This is a genomic window from Mesorhizobium sp. M0848 (assembly GCF_040319805.1).
Classification (GTDB): domain Bacteria; phylum Pseudomonadota; class Alphaproteobacteria; order Rhizobiales; family Rhizobiaceae; genus Mesorhizobium.
Window position 1 is genome coordinate 96,856 of the sequence record NZ_JAMYOM010000015.1, and the last position, 14,668, is coordinate 111,523.

Sequence of the window (14,668 nt, forward strand, 5' to 3'; positions counted from 1 at the left end):
CCTAACTCAACCGATGAGACGCCAGAACCGCCGCGGCGGGCGCGGATTTGAAGAAGTATGCCATGGCATCGGCTTGTCTGGCGGCCGACAGCGAGGCAAGGCTGAGCCAGGGCGCCCAGGCGCCGGGCCGCAGCGCATATTGCTCGCGGCGCCGGATGGCATTCCATTTCGCGGTCCGCGTCAGCAATTCATGCGTCAGCGCGGGCTGCTTTTCGTCGGCCACAAGCTGGTAAAGGAAATAGAACAGGTTCAGCGCGCCAGCCTCGAAGCTCGGCCGCGTCGCCGCCGGCAGCGAGCGGATTTCCTCCTCCAGCGCGACGATGAAGCTGGCCGCACGGGCGACCGTGTCGTGGCTGACCGCATCGCCGATGTCGCGCAGGTCCCGCGTGGCCTGCGCCAGGCCCTCGCGCTCGAGGTTCTCGGCCACGATGCGCAAATGCGTCCTGCGCATCTCCTTGACGTGCCGGCTGGTCACGCTTGCCTCATGGACGCGGTAGACGACCAGGTTTTCGGGCATCATGGCTGCCGGGTAGCGGCTGGCCAGCCGCCTGAAAAGATCGAAGTCCTCGGCGTGCCTGTAGGTCTGGTCGTAGTGGAGAACGCCGTCGTCGATGACCTTCCTGTTGTAGACGACCGTCGGGTGCATGAAGATCGTGAAGAACATCGCCAATACAGGGATGCGGCCGAACTGGAACACCGGATCCGGCCTGCCGATGGCGATGCGGCCGCGGATCAACATGTCGACGCCGGCGCCGCAGAAGCCCAGTTCGGGCCGCCGCTCGAACAGCGCCACCTGGCGCGACAAACGCCAGGGATAGGCGACGTCGTCGGCGTCCATCCGCGCGACCAGTTCGCCCCGGGCGAGCGCCAGCCCTTCGTTGAGCGTCGCGACAAGGCCGCGGTTTTCACGCGAGACGATCGAAATGCGGCTGTCGGCCTTTTGGCAGCGCTCGAGTATCTCGAGCGAATTGTCGGTCGAACCGTCATCGATCGCGATGATCTCCAGGCGGCCGTAATCCTGCCGCAGGATGCTTCCCAGCGCGGCGGCGAGATAGGGGCCGGCATTGTAGACCGGCAACAGGACGGAGACGAGCGGCGCGGCGGTCATCGTCTTGTATCCGTGCGCTGGAGTTCGAGCGCCGGTGTGCGGTCATCCGGCGGTCCGACGGCCGCCGTCGCGAGCCAGCCGCCATGGCTGCCCTGTGCGGGGCGGGTGCGCGCGACATAGGGAAAGTGGCGCTTGAGGCTGTTGAGCGGCCTCTCGAAAACCACCCAGGAAATCCAGGCCGCGACAATCGTGGCGGCGCCCGCGACCAGGAATCGCCCTGGCCCTTGCTCAGAGACGTTGAGCGGAATCCAGGGCTGCGCCTTGACGGCGAGCGACAGCAATATCGGATGATAGAGATAGACGCCGTAGCTGATGCGGCCGAGGCCAAGCAGCGGCGGCAGTTCGGCAAGCCTGCCCAGGATGCCGCCAAGGCCGCGCGAACAGGCGGCTACGATGACCATCAGTGGCACCAGGGGCAGGACTTCTCGCAGCACCCAGCGGGCCCATTCCAATGTCGGATCGGCGGGCTCTGGGACTAACCACTCAATCGCCAGGAATGCGGCGGCGAAGGCAGGCCAGCCCAGCCGCATCCAGTGCGGCAGGCCGGCGCCCCTAAAATGCCAGCAGGCAAGCAGCGCGCCCGAAGCCAGCGCGTCCATGGATGCCGGCGGCAGCAGGTCGCGCGCCAGCGCCGGCGTGGCAGTGATCGGCCAATAGAAGCGATAGGCCAGCGACAGTGCGATGACGGCGATGCAGATGGCCTCGAAGCGGCGGCGTGGGGCCAGCAGGACGACCAGCGGCCAGGCAAGATAGAACTGCTCCTCGATGCTCAGGCTCCAGAAATGGCCCAGCACCCAAGGGTTCCAGTTATTGTGCTGCGCATACCAGAAGTTCGACAGATAAAGCGCATGCCAGACCAGCGATCCTCTGGATTGATCCAGGTCAACCAGCCAGACGAAACCCAGGACGGCAAAATAGGGCGGGAATATCCGCAACATCCGCCTGATGTAGAAGGAGCGCAGCGCGGGGCCGGTTTCGAATTCGGTGGCCGAACGCGCCTCCAGCAGCAGGCGCGTGATCAGGAAGCCGCTCAGCACGAAAAACAGCCGCACGCCGATATGGCCCCAGAACGAAGGTCCCTCCGCGAAGAAATGGGAATACAACACCATCGTTACGGCGATGGCTCTCAACGCATCAAGTTGGATGTCACGGGCGCTTCCCATCAGCGGCTTCCGCGGCATTGATGTCCGCGACGTATCCGCCAGCCGGTCGTTTCGGGCACCAGGCGGACGAGATCCGCCAGGGCACCGGCACCGTCAAACCTTCGCTTTGCGGGTCCGATCGCGGCGAGTCCGATCGGGCCGGGCTCGAAATCGACGGACGAACAGCACAAGTTGGTCAACGTGCCGGAATCCTCCACAGCGTATGTCCAGTCGCAAACGAACCCCAAAGGAATGGTTCGGCCACCCTATTGTGCGGCGCAACACAAAAAATCTACCGGGATGAAATACTTATGTGAGCAAGCGCTAAAGATTCCTGCTTCGGCTGATTGGGAGGACGTCGTAGGCTGACGCAATAAGATAGGCCTAATCTTTTGTTAAACCAGGCGAAATTTCGGAGTCTGTGTTTTTTGCCGAGTGGATTGGCTCTGGTTACGCCGAGAAATGGGCTGGAACCATTGGCTTTGCGCGGTGCAGCATCGTCGCCGTCTTTTTCTTGCCGTAAGGCTCACTGCTCCCGAGGCAGGCATTCCGTCCAACGGGAACTCGCACGTAACGCCCCTCACACTGCCTCGAACACCACCGTCTGTTCCAGCCCGCCGCCCCGGCGGTTTTGCAGCGTCACGATGCCGCCGTAGCGCTCGATGATTTCCTTGGCGATGGCGAGGCCAAGACCGGCTCCGGGGACGGATTGCAGGCGGCCGGGGTCGACGCGGAAGAAGGGCTCGAACGCCTTGTTCAGGAGTTCCGTGGGTATGCCCGGGCCATGGTCAGATATGGTCAGCACGGCGCGATTGTCGGCTGCGGCCAGGTCGATGCGGCACGCCTTGCCATGGGTGGCGGCGTTGACGATCAGGTTGCGCAAGGCTCGGCGCAGGCCAAGCGCGCCGGCCCGCACGCAAACCTTGTCCAGGTGCCCGATCGAGACGGCATGGCCGAGCGATACCATCTCGGCTTCGATATCGCGCACCGTCTTTGCCAGGTCGACCGGTTCGACGGCGTCCTGGTTCACTTCTTCGCGCACCAAGCGGATGGCGCTATCGGCGATGCGGTCGAGTTCGTCGAGGTCGTGAAGCCATTTGTCGCGTTCGTCGTCGAGGAATTCGGCGCGCAGCCGCATGCGCGTCATCGGCGTTCGCAGATCATGGCCGGCGGCGGCGACCAGCCGCATTCGGCTTTCCATGGCGGTCCGCAGCCGCGACGAGAGCTGGTTCAGCGCATGCGCGGTGGCCTTGACCTCGGCCGAGCCCACTTCCGGCACCGCTGCCAGCACGCCGTCCGATCCGATCTTGGAGACGGCGGCCTCCAGCATCTCGAGCGGGCGGATCAGCACCGAGGTGAAATAGACCGACACCGCCGTGGCGCCGGCGACGATCAGCGAGATCCAGCCGGCCAAGACCAGCCATTCGCGCCTTGGCGGCTTGAGATGCGGCACCTCCATGATCGCCCAGCGGCGGTCAGGCAGGTGCATCGATGCGATCTGGCCGGGTTCGTCCGTCTTCTCGTTGACGACCGCCGGAAAGTCGAGGCCACGGCGGTGCAGGATGTCATTGAGCATCGCCGTTTCCGCACGAGCCACCTTGCCGCCCGCCGGATGGTCGGCGAATTGCACCCGCAGGACGTCGGGGATCGGCCCCGGCAAAAGCCGCACCACCAGTTCCATCTGTTGGGCAATCCAGGGCACGGTCAGTTCCGGCGGCGGTCCGCCGCCGCGCACGCTGATGACGGCGGCCGTCGCCAGGCCGACGACGCCGACGATCGAGGCGACCAGCAGCAGGATGAGACGGCGACGCAGCGAGTTCACGAGTGGCTCTCCACGGTGTCGACGCGCGCGGTGAGTTGGTAGCCGCCATTGCGCACGGTCTTGAACAGCGGCCCGTCGCCGGTGTCGGAAAATTTGCGGCGCAGCCGGCTCACCAGCACATCGACCGAACGCTCGAGCGGGTCGCGCTCGCGGCCTTGCGTCAGGTCGAGAAGCTGGTCGCGCGATAAAAGCCGGCCGGGGCGGTCGAGAAACACCTGCAAGAGGTCGAACTCGGCGCCCGTAAGGTCGACGGCCACGCCTTGTGCATCCGTCACCTTGCGAGTGTCCGGCTCCAGCCTGTAGCCGGCGAAGCGGTAGGTACGCGCGCGCGGGGAGGCGGGCGCCTCCTCGGGCGCCGAGCGCCTGAGCACCGCACGGATGCGGGCAATGAGTTCACGCGGGTTGAACGGCTTGCCGAGATAGTCGTCGGCGCCGAGTTCCAGGCCGATGATGCGGTCGACATCTTCTTTCAGCGCCGTCAGCAGGATGACCGGGATATGCGGCTTGCGGTCACGCAAGGCCCGGCAGATATCGAGCCCCGAGCCGTCCGGCAGCATGACGTCGAGCACGATCAGGTCGAACTGTCCCGCGCCCAGCCTCTGCTCGCATTCGCGCCGGTCCGCCGCAGCTGTGACACGAAAGCCCTGGCTGTCGAGATAGCGCTGGAGAAGCGTCCTGATCTCGCGGTCGTCGTCGACGACGAGGATATGGGGTTGTGACTGCATGACCGTGCCCTTGCCTTGGCCGCGATTATAGGGAGAGCCGCGTCCAAGCGGCACGGAAAATTGCAACTGAATGTTTCCGGCAGGCCGTGGGAAACATTCAGTTACAAATTGCCCTCTTGCGGAAACCTTCGGCAATACGCCGACGCGAAGCGGACAAACACGCTTCCTATCCTCTCATTTGTCCGAAGCATGAGAGAAAGGAACACCGTCATGCGAAGCAGACTTCTTGCGCTCGGCCTGTTTTCCGTCGCCGCAATTCACCCCGTGCTGGCGGCACAGCGCGATCCGGGTGCCGCCCCCGGCGAGCCGCCACCGGTCATGGCCCAGCAGAGTGGGGCAATGCAGGATGGACCCGATCATGGCCCGATGGCCGGACCCGGCCCGCACGGGCCGATGCGGCATGGTCCGCAGGGTTTTGGCCCGCGAGGTTTTGGACCAGAAGGCTTTGGCCCCCGCCGCATGGGTCCGCCGCCGGAATTCATGCTGGCCGCCCGGCTGGCCGCGCTCGAGATCCGCGTCGGCATCCGCTCCGAGCAGCTCGACGCCTGGCGCGACTACACCAGCGCGCTGCAGGCCGTGCTGGCGCCGCCACGGCCCGATCATGGGCGGCCCGGTGGTCCTGATAGCTCCGGCGGTCCTGAAGCGAAGGGCTCCGACTCAGCCGGCCCTGACGGCAAGCGCGATCCCTTCGCCTTCCAGGAAAAACTGGCCGACGACGTCACGGCCCGCGCGGTTTCGGCCGGCAAGCTGAAAGACGCGATCGCGGCACTGCGCGCCAAGCTGACGCCCGAACAGCTCGAAATCCTCGCTTCGGCGGAACGTCCCCACGGACCACCCCCCGGTCCCTGGGGCGGTCCGCCGGATGATGCAGCCGGCCCCCGAGGTCTGCCCAACGATGGCAGTCCGCCGCCCCAGCCCGGGAACGGCTGAGAACTCTGACCGGCTGCGCCGGCCGGCCCGGTACCCAACCCGTTCTCGGGCCGGCCGGTCTCTTTCAGGGATGGCGGGCGTATCTTCGCCATCCCTGTTTTTCAAATCATGCCCAGTTCAAATCAAACGGAAGCACGACAATGTGGGAAGCCATGATACTGCTGCGGCTGCTCGCGTCCGCCAGCCCGAGATTGTCACTCGACCATGCCGGACGCGGTCTTCCGCTGTCCGGACGCGGTCTTCCGCTGTCCGGACGCGGCCTGCCACTGGCTCTGCCGGCCGACACGCTGAAGGGCGCGATCCGCCTGCGCTTCGCCGCCTGGCGACTGTCGCTTCCGCTCTCGCAGTCGCTCGACAACCATGGACATCATGACCGCAAGATCGCGTGAACTCCGGCAAGGCGCTTGGCATGTCCTCGCTGATCGGCATAATGATGTTGGTGGGCATCGCGGCCAGCTACTCGACCTTCGAGCAGCTCCGGCCGACGAGAAGGAGCGCGACATGAGCCGCTTCGAAGCATTGCTCGTCGCCGCCCGCCGACGGGTGCGGCCTATCATCATATGGATCGGCATGCCCTCGACCAAGCGGTCCATTGCCAGCGCGTACGCAACTCCAGGGAAAGATCCAGGCCATGATTTCCAAGTCTAGCCAGCCTCGTTTTTCGGCGCGCCGTCTGGCGCCCTGGGCCGCGATGTTCGCCGCCACTCTTCTGCTGGCGGCCTGCTCGCAGGAGGGCAGCGCCCCCGCCGGCATGGGCGCGCCCGGCAAACCGGAAGTCGGTGTCGTCACCTTGCATCCGCAATCGGTGGCGATCACCGCCGAGCTGTCGGGACGCACGGCGGCCTCGCTGGTTGCCGAGGTGCGCCCGCAAGTGAACGGCATCATCCAGCAGCGCCTGTTCAAGGAGGGCAGCGAGGTGGCGGCTGGACAGCCGCTCTACCTCATCGATCCGGCGAGCTACAAAGCGTCGTATGACAGCGCGGTCGCCGCACAGCAGAAGGCGCAAGCGGCGGTGCCCACCGCACAGGCCAAGTTCGACCGTTATGCCGGTCTGTTGAAGCAGAACGTTGTTTCCAAACAGGATTATGACGATGCCGCCGCCACGCTGGCGCAGGCGCAAGCCGATGTCGCCTCGGCCAAGGCCAGTGCCGAGACGGCGCGCATCAGCCTCGACCGGACCTCGATCACCGCGCCGATCGCCGGCCGCATCGACAAGTCCACGCTGACGCCGGGTGCGCTGGTGACCGCCAACCAGGACACTGTGCTGACCACCATCCGTGCCCTCGATCCGATCAATGTCGACGTCACACAGTCGAGCACCAACCTGCTCAACCTGCGCCAGGCGATCTCGGAAGGGCGGCTGAAGTTCAGCGGCCCCAATGTCAGCGTCAAGCTGAAGCTTGAGAACGGCACCATCTACACGCAGACCGGCAAGCTGGAATTCGCCGGCGCGAATGTCGACCAGACCACCGGCACCTTCGCGCTCAGGGCCGAATTCCCCAATCCCGACCGCCTGCTTTTGCCCGGCATGTATGTGCGCGCGCTGGTCGAGGAGGGCGTCGCCCAGAACAGTTTCCTGGTGCCGCAGCGCGCCGTCAGCCGCAACACCAAGGGTGAGGCGACCGCCATGGTCATCAATGCGCAGGGCAAGGTCGAGACGCGCGTGCTCGCAGTGCGCAACAGCGTCGGCAACAACTGGCTGGTGGATTCGGGTGTCGGCGACGGCGACCGCGTCATCGTCGAGGGCATGCAGCTGGTGCGCCCCGGCGGCGACGCGACGGGCGTCGAAGTGACGATCGACGAGACGACAGGCGAGGTCAAGGACCGCGGGCAGGGCACTTCCGCCGCGCCGGCCGCGTCCAACGCTGCCAAACCGGCGCCTGCCGCCGCAACCGGGAACTGAGCGATGTCCGTATTCTTCATCAACCGGCCGATCTTCGCCTGGGTGATCGCCATCGTGATCATGCTGGGCGGACTTCTGGCGCTCACCTCGCTGCCGATCTCGCAATATCCGCAGATCGCGCCGACCACGGTCAACATCAGCGCCACCTATCCGGGCGCCGACGCGCAGACGGTCGAGAACTCGGTGACCAAGGTCATCGAGCAGGGCATGACCGGCATCGACAATCTGGACTACATGACGGCGACGTCGACCTCGACCGGTTCGGCCTCGATCACGCTGACCTTCACCACCGCAGCCGATCCCGACACCGCCCAGGTGCAGACGCAGAACAAGCTGCAGCTGGTGCAGTCGCAGCTGCCGCAGGTGGTGCAGAGCAATGGCATCACCGTCTCCAAATCCTCGACCGGCTTCCTGATGGTCATCGGCTTCGTGTCGACCGACGGCAAGATGAACTCTACCGATCTCGCCGACTATGTCGATGCCACCGTCAACGACACGCTGAAGCGCGTCGAGGGTGTCGGCTCGACGCAGCTGTTCGGCTCCGGCTATGCCATGCGCATCTGGCTCGACCCCGACAAGCTCGCCAAATACGCCTTGATGCCGAGCGACGTGGCCTCGGCGATCGAGGCGCAGAACACGCAGGTTTCGGCCGGCCAGCTCGGCGGCCTGCCGGCGCGCAAGGGCCAGCAGCTCAATGCCACCGTGACGGCCAAGAGCCGGCTGCAGACCGCCGAACAGTTCCGCAACATCATCCTGAAGAGCCAGACGGACGGCTCGCTGGTACGCCTCAACGACGTCGCCACCGTCGAACTCGGCGCCGAAAGCTATACGACGCAGGCCAATTACAACGGCAAGCCGGCGGCGGGCGTCGCCGTCAATTTGGCGACCGGCGCCAATGCCATCAACACCGCCGAGGCGGTGCGCTCGACGATCGCCCGGCTGAGCTCGACCTTCCCGCAAGGCGTCGAGGTCGTCTATCCCTACGACACTTCGCCTTTCGTGCGGCTGTCGATCGAGGAGGTGGTCAAGACGCTGGCCGAAGCGATCGTGCTGGTGTTCCTGGTGATGTTCATCTTCCTGCAGAATTTGCGCGCCACCATCATCCCGACGATTGCCGTGCCGGTGGTGCTGCTCGGCACGTTCGGCGTGCTGTCGCTGTTCGGCTATTCCGTCAACACGCTGACCATGTTCGCCATGGTGCTGGCGATCGGCCTGCTGGTCGACGACGCCATCGTCGTGGTCGAGAATGTCGAACGCGTGATGCAGGAAGAGGGCCTGCCGCCGAAAGAGGCGACGCGCAAGTCGATGCACGAAATCACCGGCGCGCTGATCGGCATCGCCACCGTGCTTTCGGCCGTGTTCGTGCCGATGGCTTTCTTCGGCGGTTCGACCGGCATCATCTACCGGCAATTCTCGGTGACCATCGTCTCGGCGATGGTGCTGTCCGTGCTGGTCGCACTGGTGCTGACGCCCGCACTTTGCGCCACGATCCTGCGGCCGCCCAAGGACCATGCGACGCAGACCGGTCCGTTCGGCTGGTTCAACCGCGTCTTCGATCGCGGCACGCTTGCCTATCGCGACGGCTCGCACGGCATCATCAACCGGTCCTGGCGCTTCCTCGTCGTGTTCCTGGCCATCGTCGTTGCCGTGGGCTGGATGTTTGCCCGGCTGCCGAGTTCGTTCCTGCCGGAAGAGGACCAGGGCATCCTGATCACCAGCGTGCAGCTGCCGGTCGGCGCGACGCAGGATCGCACGGAGCGCGTCCTGGCAGAGGTGACCGACCATTATCTCAACCAGGAGAAGGACGTTGTCGACGGGGTGTTCACCGCCTCCGGCTTCGGCTTCGGCGGCGCAGGGCAGAATGTCGGCATCGCTTTCGTGCGGCTGAAGGATTTCGACCTGCGCAAATCGCCGGCTTCGGCCGCGCAGGCAATCGCCGGCCGGGCGATGGGCGCGTTTTCGAAGATCAGGGATGCTCAGGTCTTTGCGCTTGCGCCTCCCGCCATCCAGGGGTTCGGCAACACCAACGGCTTCGACTTCTACCTGCAGGACGTCAACGGCGCCGGCCATGACGCGCTGATCCAGACGCGCAACCAGCTTCTGGCCCTGGCCGGGCAGAGCAAGGTGCTCGCCAACACAAGGCCCAACGGGCAGGAAGACCAGCCGCAATTCTCGGTCGACATCGACCAGGAAAAGGCCAGCGCGCTGGGCGTCAGCCTGGCCGACATCAACAACACGCTTTCCACCGCCTGGGGCAGCGACTACGTCAACGACTTCATCGATCGCGGGCGGGTGAAACCGGTCTATCTGCAGTCGGACCCGAACTTCCGCATGCAGCCGGAAGACCTGGACAAATGGCAGGTCCGCAACGCCAGCGGGGCGATGGTGCCGTTCTCGGCCTTTGCCTCCAGCCATTGGACATTCGGTTCGCCCAGGCTCGAACGCTACAATGGTTCGGCGGCGGTCGAGATCCAGGGCGCGGCGGCCACGGGCATCAGCTCGGGTGCCGCCATGGACGAGATCGACAAGCTTGTCGCGCAACTGCCCGCTGGCTATTCCCACGAATGGACAGGGCTGTCGCACCAGGAGAAGCTTTCCGGCAACCAGGCACTGTCGCTCTATGCGATCTCGGCCCTTGTGGTGTTCCTTTGCCTGGCAGCACTTTATGAGAGCTGGTCGATCCCGTTCGCGGTCATGCTGTCGGTGCCGATCGGCATCTTCGGCGCGCTGCTGGCGGCAAGCCTGTTCGGCCAGTCCAACGACGTCTATTTCAAAGTCGGCCTGCTGACCACGATCGGTCTAGCCGCCAAGAACGCCATCCTGATCGTCGAGTTCGCCATCGAGCGGCAGACCGCCGGGATGGGGCTTGTCGAGGCGACGCTGGAGGCGGCGCGACAGCGGCTGCGGCCGATCCTGATGACGTCGCTGGCCTTCATCCTCGGCGTGCTGCCGCTGGCGATCGCCAGCGGTGCGGGCTCGGGCGCGCAGAACTCCGTCGGCATCGGCGTGATGGGCGGCATGATCGCGGCGACGGTCATCGGCGTGTTCCTGGTACCGCTATTGTTCGTCACGGTGCGACGCATCTTCAAGGGCAGGGCGGCCAAACCAGATACGGGCGAGACGCCGGTGACGGCCAACCAGCAATAAGGAAAACTTCACATGACAGGCTTGGAACGTGGCTCGGTGGCCGCGAGGCGGCTCCTTGCGCCTATGCTTACCACTGTCCTGCTCGCGGGATGCGTCGTCGGTCCGGATTATCAGACGCCGATATTGGCGATGCCTGCAAGCTGGAGCGGCCAGAAGCCGACAAAGCCTGCCCAGCCGGCGCAACTGTCGAAATGGTGGCAGCGGCTGCGCGATCCCGAGTTGAACACGCTTGTCGAGGAAGCGGTTGCCGGCAATCTCGATGTCGCCACCGCCAAGGCCAGGATCCGCGAGGCGCGCGCCAGCTATCGCCAGAGTGCAGGCACGTTGCTGCCGTCGGCCGAGGGCTCCGGCTCGGTCTCCCGCAACAAGTCGTCAGAAGCCACGTCTGGCTCTGATGCCACCTACAGCGAGTATCAGGCCGGCTTTGACGCCAGCTGGGAACTCGACCTGTTCGGCGCCAACCGCAGGGGCGTCGAGGCCGCGCGTTACGGGCTGGACGCCTCGCAGGAGGAACTGCGCTCGACGCTTCTCACCCTGGTCGGCGATGTCGCTTCCTATTATACCCAGGCGCGCGGCTACCAGGCCCGCATCGCGCTCGCCCGGCGCTCGGCCGCGTCGCAAAGGCAGACCGCCGAACTTACCCGCACCATGGCGCAGGCGGGCACGGCGACCGCCGCCGATGTCGCCAAGGCGATGGGGCAGGCAGCGAGCACCGAAGCCGCGGTGCCGACGCTGGAGGCAAGCTATGCCCAGGCCGTGCATCGTCTCGCGGTGCTGGCCGGCCGGCCGCCTGCCTCGCTCAGCGAGCGGCTGAAGCGGGTCGCCCCGATCCCTGCACCACGCCTGCCGATGCCCACCGGAATTCCCGCCGATATCCTGCTGTCGCGGCCCGATTTGCGCATGGCGGAGCGCCAATATGCGCAATACACCGCCAAGATCGGCCAGGCAGAGGCCGCCCGCTATCCCTCGGTCAGCCTGACGGGAGACATCAGCACGGCGGCGCTGAAGCTTGGCGATCTCGGCAAGAATTCGTCGATTGGCTGGTCGTTCGGGCCGACGCTCAGCGTGCCGGTGTTCAATGCCGGCCAATTGCAGGCCGCCGTCGAGGTCGCCAAGGCGCAGCGCGATCAATATTTCATCGCATATCGGTCTTCGGTGCTGACGGCGCTCGAGGATGTCGAGAATGCGCTGGTGCTGTTGTCGCAGGAGCGCATCCGGATCGGCAAGCTCGCCTCGTCGGCGAGGTCCTATGGCGAGGCGGCAAGTCTCGAAGGCACGCTCTACAAGGCCGGCGAGACAAGCCTTCTCGATGTGCTCGACGCCCAGCGCTCTCTCTACTCGGCCGAGGACTCGCTGCTGCAAAGCCGCGTCCTGCTGGCGACCAACTACATCGCCCTCAACAAGGCGTTCGGCGGCGGTTGGGACGGCGCGGTGGACAGTGCCAAGCCTGAGATCGTCGACGTCAGGACCGCGCCAAGGCTGGCGTCGAAGCCGGCCTCCTGAGCGGGCCTCGGTCAAGTATTTCGACGCGGCTACGCAGATTTCGAGATTGTGCGACACACCGCTCGTGGCGGCGCGTGAAATGCCGCCTCGTGCTTTGGCGATGGCGGCGTGATCGTATCGCTGTTATTGATGGTGATTACACAGCACAGGCGCCGCAGATGACATCTGATACACAGAAGGCCGAAGCGGTCGGGCAGCTGCTCGAAACGCCGGACCTTGCCAGCGCGCTGGAAAGCGAACAGTTCAAGAAGTTCCTCGACCAGGTGCCGATCGCCATTGCCGTCTCCGACCTGGGTTCGAAGGAGCGTGTCGTCTATGCCAATCCGGAATTCGAGAAACTGTCCGGCCTCAAGGCGGCGACGCTCGCTCGGCAACACTGGGCGGCGCTTTCCGGCACCGGCCTGCACAAGCAGAAGGGCCGGCCGCTGTTCGAGGCCGTGGTCGAGGACACCGATTTCATCGGCACGTTCCGGCTGGAGCGGAAGGAAGACCAACAGGCGATCGTCGACGTCTATTCCAATGTCATCGAGGACGACAATGGCAAGGCCTGCTTCCGGCTGGTGGCGCTGGTCGACGTCTCTGCCCATGGCGAAACCGAAGATGCGCGATCGATCGATGAGCGCATCCGCGAGAAGGACACGCTGCTGCGCGAACTGCAGCACCGGGTGAAGAACAATCTGCAGATGATCACCGCACTGATCCGGATGGAGACGCGCAATGCGGCCGAACCGGACCAGAAGCGTTTCGAGAGGCTGGCAGGGCGCGTCGACGCGCTGGCGATCCTCTACCAGACGCTGTCGGGGGACGATGGCAAGGATGAGGTCGATCTCGGTGTCTATCTCAGCCAGATCGCGTCGGCGGTGATGAACTCGCATGCGGTCGAGGGCATCCGCCTCGACATGAAGGTCGACACCTATCCGGTGTCGATCAATGTCGCCATGCCGACCGGGCTGGTGGTGAACGAACTTTTGACCAATGCGCTCAAACATGCCTTTCAGGGACGCGATGGCGGCACGATCACGCTGCACAGCATCGTCGACGGTGATGGCTGCCGCATCGTGATCGCCGATGACGGCATCGGCCTGCCGGACGGCGAGACCTGGCCCAAGAGCGGCAAGCTCGGCGCGCTGATCGCCCGCTCGCTAACCGAGAATGCTAGGGCGGAGTTCGACGTGAGGTCGAGCGCTGCCGAGGGTACGCGGGTCACCATCGTCTTCAAGCGCTCGGCTGCCACCGCCTAAAGCGTTGTCGTTGCGCTCTCACACCTACAGGATCATCTCCAGCTATTCCTTGTCCGCCGCGGCAATGAACGCTTCGCGGCCCGGGAGGCTCATAGCGTGCCTGCAGTCCTTGCCCTAGCAGCCAGTTGCCGCTGCCTCACGACAGGCCGGCCGGTTCGCCCTATCTCCATGCCGCCGGTCGGGTTTGGACCCGGCGGTATGGAGGATGGGATCACGTGACATCGACGCCGATTGCCAGTCGCGAAGCGGCGCCCTTGCCGGTCGCGGCACTGATGGGCGCCATGGTGTCGATCCAGATCGGCGCCACCTTCGCCAAGGGCCTGTTCCCGCAGATCGGCGCGCAAGGCACGACGACGCTCAGGCTGGTCATCGGTGCGCTGATGCTGATCGCGGTGCTGCGGCCCTGGCAGATGCGGCCCTCGCGTGCCACCATGCCGTGGCTGGTCGCCTATGGGGTGACGCTCGCCGCGCTCAACCTCCTGTTCTACGCAGCGTTGGCCAGGATCCCACTCGGCATCGCGGTGGCGCTGGAGTTTACCGGCCCGCTTCTGGTGGCGACCTTGAGCTCGCGGCGCGCCAGCGACTTTGCCTGGATCGCGCTGGCGGTGGCCGGCATCCTGCTGTTGTCGCCCTTCGTTCATTCCCTCGCGCCGCTTGATCCGATCGGGGTGATGCTGGCGCTGGCGGCCGGCGGGTTTTGGGCGCTCTACATCGTGCTGGCCCAGAAGGCCGGCGCGGAGCTTGGCACTCGCACCACCGCCTACGGCATGGCGATCGCCGCCGTGCTGGTGCTGCCCTTCGGCGTGGCACAGGCGGGAACCGCGCTGCTGGCGCCGTCGATCCTGGTCAGCGCGCTGCTGGTCGGCCTGTTTTCCAGCGCGTTGCCATTCTTCCTGGAGATGGTGGCGCTGACCCGCATGCCGGCGCGCATCTACGGCACGCTGACCTGCCTGGAGCCGGGGCTGGGCGCACTGGCCGGCTTCCTGTTCCTGCATGAAAGCCTGACCGCAACGCAATTGGCCGGGATCGCAGCCGTCGTTGTCGCCGCCTTCGGCACGGCGCTGACATCACGGCCGCCGGTTCCATCGCCGGAGTAAAGTGGGGCGGAGTAGGGTGGGAGGGATATGCGGAATCGTGCCGTAAAGCC

At 65.3% G+C, this 14,668-nt stretch carries 11 protein-coding genes; 7 read left to right on the plus strand and 4 right to left on the minus strand.

The window, feature by feature from the left end:
* Window position 1 precedes the first annotated feature (1 nt).
* From NKH95_RS18565 to NKH95_RS18580, 4 genes are all read right to left on the minus strand, one after another.
* Entirely contained in the window at window positions 2-1,108 is a 1,107-nt protein-coding gene (locus NKH95_RS18565) for a glycosyltransferase family 2 protein (RefSeq protein WP_352554576.1), read from the minus strand.
* Window positions 1,105-2,271, minus strand: coding sequence for an acyltransferase family protein (locus NKH95_RS18570; RefSeq protein ID WP_352892405.1), 1,167 nt, complete (start codon window positions 2,269-2,271; stop codon window positions 1,105-1,107). The genes NKH95_RS18565 and NKH95_RS18570 overlap by 4 nt, the downstream gene beginning before the upstream one ends.
* 559 nt (window positions 2,272-2,830) lie before the next feature.
* Window positions 2,831-4,072: an ATP-binding protein gene (locus tag NKH95_RS18575; RefSeq protein ID WP_352441812.1), complete on the minus strand. Its 1,242-nt coding sequence runs from the start codon at window positions 4,070-4,072 to the stop codon at window positions 2,831-2,833.
* On the minus strand, window positions 4,069-4,797 hold the full coding sequence (locus tag NKH95_RS18580; RefSeq protein WP_352793275.1) for a response regulator: 729 nt from the start codon (window positions 4,795-4,797) through the stop codon (window positions 4,069-4,071). The genes NKH95_RS18575 and NKH95_RS18580 overlap by 4 nt, the downstream gene beginning before the upstream one ends.
* A gap of 210 nt (window positions 4,798-5,007) precedes the next feature.
* On the opposite strand from NKH95_RS18580, the gene NKH95_RS18585 reads away from it, so the two are divergent.
* From NKH95_RS18585 to NKH95_RS18615, 7 genes are all read left to right on the plus strand, one after another.
* The gene (locus tag NKH95_RS18585; protein ID WP_352892287.1) at window positions 5,008-5,727 is read left to right on the plus strand and encodes a hypothetical protein; all 720 of its coding nucleotides are present in this window, start codon (window positions 5,008-5,010) and stop codon (window positions 5,725-5,727) included.
* Window positions 5,728-5,867: 140 nt separating this feature from the next.
* A complete protein-coding gene (locus NKH95_RS18590; RefSeq protein WP_352674162.1) occupies window positions 5,868-6,116 on the plus strand; it encodes a hypothetical protein in 249 nt (82 codons plus the stop codon).
* Between the two features lie 242 nt (window positions 6,117-6,358).
* Window positions 6,359-7,630, plus strand: coding sequence for an efflux RND transporter periplasmic adaptor subunit (locus NKH95_RS18595; RefSeq protein ID WP_502895259.1), 1,272 nt, complete (start codon window positions 6,359-6,361; stop codon window positions 7,628-7,630).
* Between the two features lie 3 nt (window positions 7,631-7,633).
* The gene (locus NKH95_RS18600; protein ID WP_352892409.1) at window positions 7,634-10,777 is read left to right on the plus strand and encodes an efflux RND transporter permease subunit; all 3,144 of its coding nucleotides are present in this window, start codon (window positions 7,634-7,636) and stop codon (window positions 10,775-10,777) included.
* A 12-nt stretch (window positions 10,778-10,789) separates the two neighbouring features.
* Window positions 10,790-12,280, plus strand: coding sequence for an efflux transporter outer membrane subunit (locus NKH95_RS18605; RefSeq protein ID WP_352892412.1), 1,491 nt, complete (start codon window positions 10,790-10,792; stop codon window positions 12,278-12,280).
* Between the two features lie 158 nt (window positions 12,281-12,438).
* Window positions 12,439-13,521 (plus strand): sensor histidine kinase, encoded by a 1,083-nt coding sequence (locus NKH95_RS18610; protein WP_352892414.1) that lies wholly within the window; start codon window positions 12,439-12,441, stop codon window positions 13,519-13,521.
* A 215-nt stretch (window positions 13,522-13,736) separates the two neighbouring features.
* The gene (locus NKH95_RS18615; RefSeq protein ID WP_031213978.1) at window positions 13,737-14,618 is read left to right on the plus strand and encodes an EamA family transporter; all 882 of its coding nucleotides are present in this window, start codon (window positions 13,737-13,739) and stop codon (window positions 14,616-14,618) included.
* Window positions 14,619-14,668 lie beyond the last annotated feature (50 nt).